The organism is Acinetobacter sp. AG1 (assembly GCF_001005525.1).
Lineage (GTDB): Bacteria > Pseudomonadota > Gammaproteobacteria > Pseudomonadales > Moraxellaceae > Acinetobacter > Acinetobacter modestus.
The window spans coordinates 1-4602 of sequence record NZ_LBMZ01000043.1; the positions used below are offsets into that span (position 1 = coordinate 1).

The 4602-nt window shown below is 34.5% G+C and carries 5 protein-coding genes; 2 read left to right on the forward strand and 3 right to left on the reverse strand.

All coding sequences use genetic code 11. The features are described 5' to 3' along the window. The first annotated feature begins 148 nt into the window (after window positions 1-148). Window positions 149-439, forward strand: coding sequence for a hypothetical protein (locus AAV96_RS00535; RefSeq protein ID WP_046737902.1), 291 nt, complete (start codon window positions 149-151; stop codon window positions 437-439). Between the two features lie 48 nt (window positions 440-487). Here the strand turns inward: AAV96_RS00535 and AAV96_RS00540 are convergent, their stop codons facing one another. Further along, window positions 488-778 carry a hypothetical protein gene (locus AAV96_RS00540; RefSeq protein WP_046737902.1) on the reverse strand — a complete coding sequence of 97 codons (291 nt, stop codon included), beginning with the start codon at window positions 776-778 and terminating at the stop codon, window positions 488-490. 108 nt (window positions 779-886) lie between these two features. On the opposite strand from AAV96_RS00540, the gene AAV96_RS00545 reads away from it, so the two are divergent. After that, window positions 887-1177, forward strand: coding sequence for a hypothetical protein (locus tag AAV96_RS00545; protein WP_004661915.1), 291 nt, complete (start codon window positions 887-889; stop codon window positions 1175-1177). A gap of 27 nt (window positions 1178-1204) precedes the next feature. Here AAV96_RS00545 and AAV96_RS00550 read toward each other — a convergent pair whose 3' ends face one another. After that, window positions 1205-1966, reverse strand: a complete 762-nt coding sequence (locus tag AAV96_RS00550) for a hypothetical protein (RefSeq protein ID WP_155857108.1) — start codon at window positions 1964-1966, stop codon at window positions 1205-1207. Between the two features lie 836 nt (window positions 1967-2802). Next, window positions 2803-4416: a TROVE domain-containing protein gene (locus AAV96_RS00555; protein ID WP_046737904.1), complete on the reverse strand. Its 1614-nt coding sequence runs from the start codon at window positions 4414-4416 to the stop codon at window positions 2803-2805. Window positions 4417-4602: the final 186 nt, after the last annotated feature.

The window sequence follows — 4602 nt, forward strand, 5'->3', positions numbered from 1 at the left end:
TAAATAAAAGAATCGTGAGTAAATAGCGAAAAATATCCATGAGGCTTGGCAATTTATTTGTCTTTTGTTATGTTTATAACATGTCTTTATACAAAGACATATCCTCACCCTTAATAAAAGACAGGTGTCAGTCTTTAAAACGCAAAATATGTCCATTACAGTCTATCTTCAAGACGATCAAGACATTGATCAAGCCTTATACTTGCTCAATCAAAAACACTACTACCTACAAGCCACTCGTTGGTATAAAAAACGATATGGCTATTTTGAAAAGCCCTCAGTATTAAAGCGTAAGCGAAAAAAGATGAAACAGATATTAAGCTATAGAAATCACAGCCTGTCTCTCATAACTCATATTGCACCCAAGGATACTCTGTGGTTAAAAATTAACAAAGAGCAACAATTCGCTCGAACAGGTAAAAATGCGATGGGCTATTAAATATAATTTAGGATATAAAAATATATATTTTTATATCCTAAATTATATTTAATAGCCCATCGCATTTTTACCTGTTCGAGCGAATTGTTGCTCTTTGTTAATTTTTAACCACAGAGTATCCTTGGGTGCAATATGAGTTATGAGAGACAGGCTGTGATTTCTATAGCTTAATATCTGTTTCATCTTTTTTCGCTTACGCTTTAATACTGAGGGCTTTTCAAAATAGCCATATCGTTTTTTATACCAACGAGTGGCTTGTAGGTAGTAGTGTTTTTGATTGAGCAAGTATAAGGCTTGATCAATGTCTTGATCGTCTTGAAGATAGACTGTAATGGACATATTTTGCGTTTTAAAGACTGACACCTGTCTTTTATTAAGGGTGAGGATATGTCTTTGTATAAAGACATGTTATAAACATAACAAAAGACAAATAAATTGCCAAGCCTCATGGATATTTTTCGCTATTTACTCACGATTCTTTTATTTATTACTGGTGCATTTTGCCTTATACGTTTTTTAGTAGACGATTTCAATTTTATATTTCTAGCGGTAAGTTTTGTCTGTTTTCTGCTTGCTTATTGGGTAAAACCAAAACGAGAAAACCATGATCGTAGAAATGATACGTGGGACTGGGTGGATGTGATCGATATTACGGTTGAAGTTGTTTATTGGATCGTTACTTTACCATTTCGGTTATTGCGAGGAATATTCGATACTTTATCTCCAGATAGTCTATAATGTGAGGGAATCTAAGTCTTTTAAAAATTATTCAATTTTTTTGTATTTTTCCAACAAATAATACATTTCTTGGAATGCTGCTAGACCAAGTAAATCACCAAACATGTCAATAATATTAAAATTTTGATTATAGCCTTTTTCTTCAAATTTTTTGAAATTTGGAATAACTTGACAAGTGGATAAAAAAGAATATTCGACTAAAATCCTATTCTTAATACTGCTATTACTTTCATTTTCAATAAAGCTAATATTGGGGTTTGCTCCTTTTTCTAATAGGAGTTTTGTTTTTTCAAAATCAAAACATTGTGCATGATTGAATAGTTTTACATCTATTTCTCTAAAGCCTTTTTTGAGATAGTAAGACAAAGGTTTGTCAAATATTTCTGCTTTTTCATTTGAATCATTACAATAAAAAAAATCACAATATTTATTATATATGATTTTTTTTGGCATGTTTTCTTCTTTAAGTTCTGTGTGCCAGAAATGTAACATTTTTTCTGTTTTTACTTGATTCTTATGGACGATGGGCATGATTTTATTCAACCAATCTGTGCTATTCCATATGGTTTTATTGAGAAGGGTGAGATTGGTTAAGTCAATATTAATTTCATCACCTTCATCTAGTATTATTGTGTTGTGGCGATGTAGGTAAACTTCAGGATATTTATTTTTTAATGCGATTGTTCTTTCTATATCGTTAAAATAAATAGAAAGGAAAAGTTCTTTTATTATTCTATGCTCTATTTGAGATGTATGAAGTTGATTGTTTGTCATAATTTTATTTTCCATAAGGTTTTTCATTCTAAAAATAATTGATATATTTACGAGATTAAAAGTAATCATCACAACAAAAATAATGAGACTTTTCCTAAAAAGGAATAGGGATTTGAACCCTATGCTTACGCATTCACCGTGTAGCCCCATTGGCATTTGTGATAATGCGACATAAACAAAAAAGTTAAAGACTTTAGACCATTGCCTTAATTAGACGACTGTACTTAGATACAGGTGAGAGTGGGTACTCACATTAATGGTAGGAATGTAGTCCTTAATGCATTTTATGCCGTACCACAAAAAACAGACCAACAAAGAGTATTAAGACAATCATTTCAGTGCGTTTTCCTTTCCGCCATTGATTGAAGTCAATCAAGATGGAATCGAACCATCAAGTCATTACTGACGCTGAAGCCTTTTATGTAGTCCTAACGGCATTTGATCTGTGACCAGTAAACAAAAATGATAAGACCTTTTATACATGGCTCTATCCAATTGAGCTACAAACTGGTTTGCATCAATTTGAAGGGACTTGAACCCTCAACAAATGTAGTCCTATTAGCATTTTACTGGCTATGACTATCACAACAAGTAAGTGATTGGATTTTTGAAACTAGGGTCTTAGCCCTATGCAATGTAATCCAATCAGTATTTGTGATAATCATAAATTTGCACAACAAAGGTGATGAAACATCGAGCCAGCTTACGCTGAGCTATCGTGGAAGGATAGTGATGTAGTTCCATTTGCATTTGTGCAGTTTTATTATATGGCAACAAACTTAAGTTAGAAACAGAGACATTTAAAAGATGTAGTTCCTAAAGCATTTGCCATACTTTACTGACCTGACGAATCAAGTCGGTAATTCGATTTTTTCAATTTCATTAACCCAGTGATCGCTGTGCATTTTACCTTGTGCGAACAGATCTATTAAACGAAAGACTTCATCGCTAAAACCACCGATATTAATGGTATCAGTTCGTTCAGGGACTTGCGTATGTGTATATGGTTGCAAATCAACACAAACCAATTTAGCTTCTGGGCAGCGTTGTTTTAAAATATCCCATTCATATAACATACCTGTTTTATGTCGTGGGCGTAACTGATCAGCCCAAGATTCATTGTCTGAAAAATAAATCATCAAATCGATAGCTGTCTGATCTCGATTAAGTCGCTTTAATGGAATGCTACAATCTGTTCCGCCACCACCAAGTGCAGCAAATTGTTTGGCAACCTCAAAAATAGAGCGTGTTTTGCTGCTATAGAAAACCTGTTTTAATCGAGCAAATAGGCTCGCTTGATCTGATTCATTTTCTGTAATGTTAAGAGAATGCAGTTGCGTATCAAACGGCATAATTTCAATCTCAGGATTAACCTGCTTTAAAGCACAGGCAAATAACGATGCGACATCCACACAGCGCAATTTTGAGGTTGTACCTTTGCGATAACCTGTTACTGGGCTTGCCATTGAACCGGAAACATCAATTGCAACCACCACACGACTCGTTAAACGAGGCACATTTTCTAAAGCAGCTTGCATCACTTGTTCTAATGCTTGTCGTACAATTTGAGGAACGGCATCATCTAAAGCAGCCCAAGTTGCCATCAATTGATAAGGTAAGACTCGACTTTTGCGAATCATGTCCTGATCTTGTAATTTGTTTGCAATGACATTGTCCATGCCTTCAATCTGAAATACGCCGTGTCGGGCAAAAGTATTCAAGTTCATTCTGAGCATTTGCCAACCACCATTTTTAGCGATCTCTGCCCATTGCTGTGCTGAAAGTGATAAATTGGTCAGCAATTGCATCGGTAAATCAGGTACATCCTGTGTTAAGCCTTGACGGAATTTTTCTAATGCCTGAACTTTGACAGGTAGTTGCTCAAGCTCATATTTTTTACCAAGCACATAAGCAAAGAATGCATCTTGAGCCACATCTTTAGGTTTTGGATGTGTCATTTTTAACACATCTGCCAAAGAAGGTTGATTGCCAATATTGGCTGCCAACAATTGATTTTCACTGGCATTGATTAACCATTGATTGATCATTTTCTTTGGTAGGCTACCCAAGGATTTACGTTGTACCGCACCTGAACGCATGATCTGTACAAAGTTACGTAGCTGTTTTCCATTATCAATGACTAAGGGAAACACTGCTTTAAATAAAGCCTGATCACGATGTGATAAAATTGCCAATAGTAAAACAGGCATATCTTTCATATGATTGTTTTTACGTGTGTAGACTGCTGTTTTAGCAATAAAAGTTGGCTCTACATTTTGGGTAAATGCTAAAACTTGTTCAAGCTGTGCTTGCGCATTTTGGTAAAAAGTATGATTCAGCGTACCTGTAGCTGCAAGTTGCGCCAAAGCTTGACGATCATCTAATTGAAAAGCCCGCCCGCCAGCTTCATTGCTGATTAATTTGTTTTTGGTTGCCTGAGAGGCAAAAATTGTCTGGTTTGCCATGACGCATCCTCCATAAATTTTAAGTTGTTGTTTCTTGGATGTGTTATTGCAGAGAGTGTGCCAATCTTCTTTCTTTTATTTTAATAAATTTTAAGTTATTGATAATTATAATAAATAAAATAATAAATATTTTTGCGAGATACAATGAATAGAATATTTACATGTAAAATATATCTAAATGGATAT

Bases quoted from the DNA above. Each gene is read 5' to 3' on its own strand.
- AAV96_RS00535 (WP_046737902.1), top strand. From the start codon at position 149: ATGTCCATTACAGTCTATCTTCAAGACGATCAAGACATTGATCAAGCC.
- AAV96_RS00540 (WP_046737902.1), bottom strand. From the start codon at position 778: ATGTCCATTACAGTCTATCTTCAAGACGATCAAGACATTGATCAAGCC.
- AAV96_RS00545 (WP_004661915.1), top strand. From the start codon at position 887: ATGGATATTTTTCGCTATTTACTCACGATTCTTTTATTTATTACTGGT.
- AAV96_RS00550 (WP_155857108.1), bottom strand. From the start codon at position 1,966: ATGGAAAATAAAATTATGACAAACAATCAACTTCATACATCTCAAATA.
- AAV96_RS00555 (WP_046737904.1), bottom strand. From the start codon at position 4,416: ATGGCAAACCAGACAATTTTTGCCTCTCAGGCAACCAAAAACAAATTA.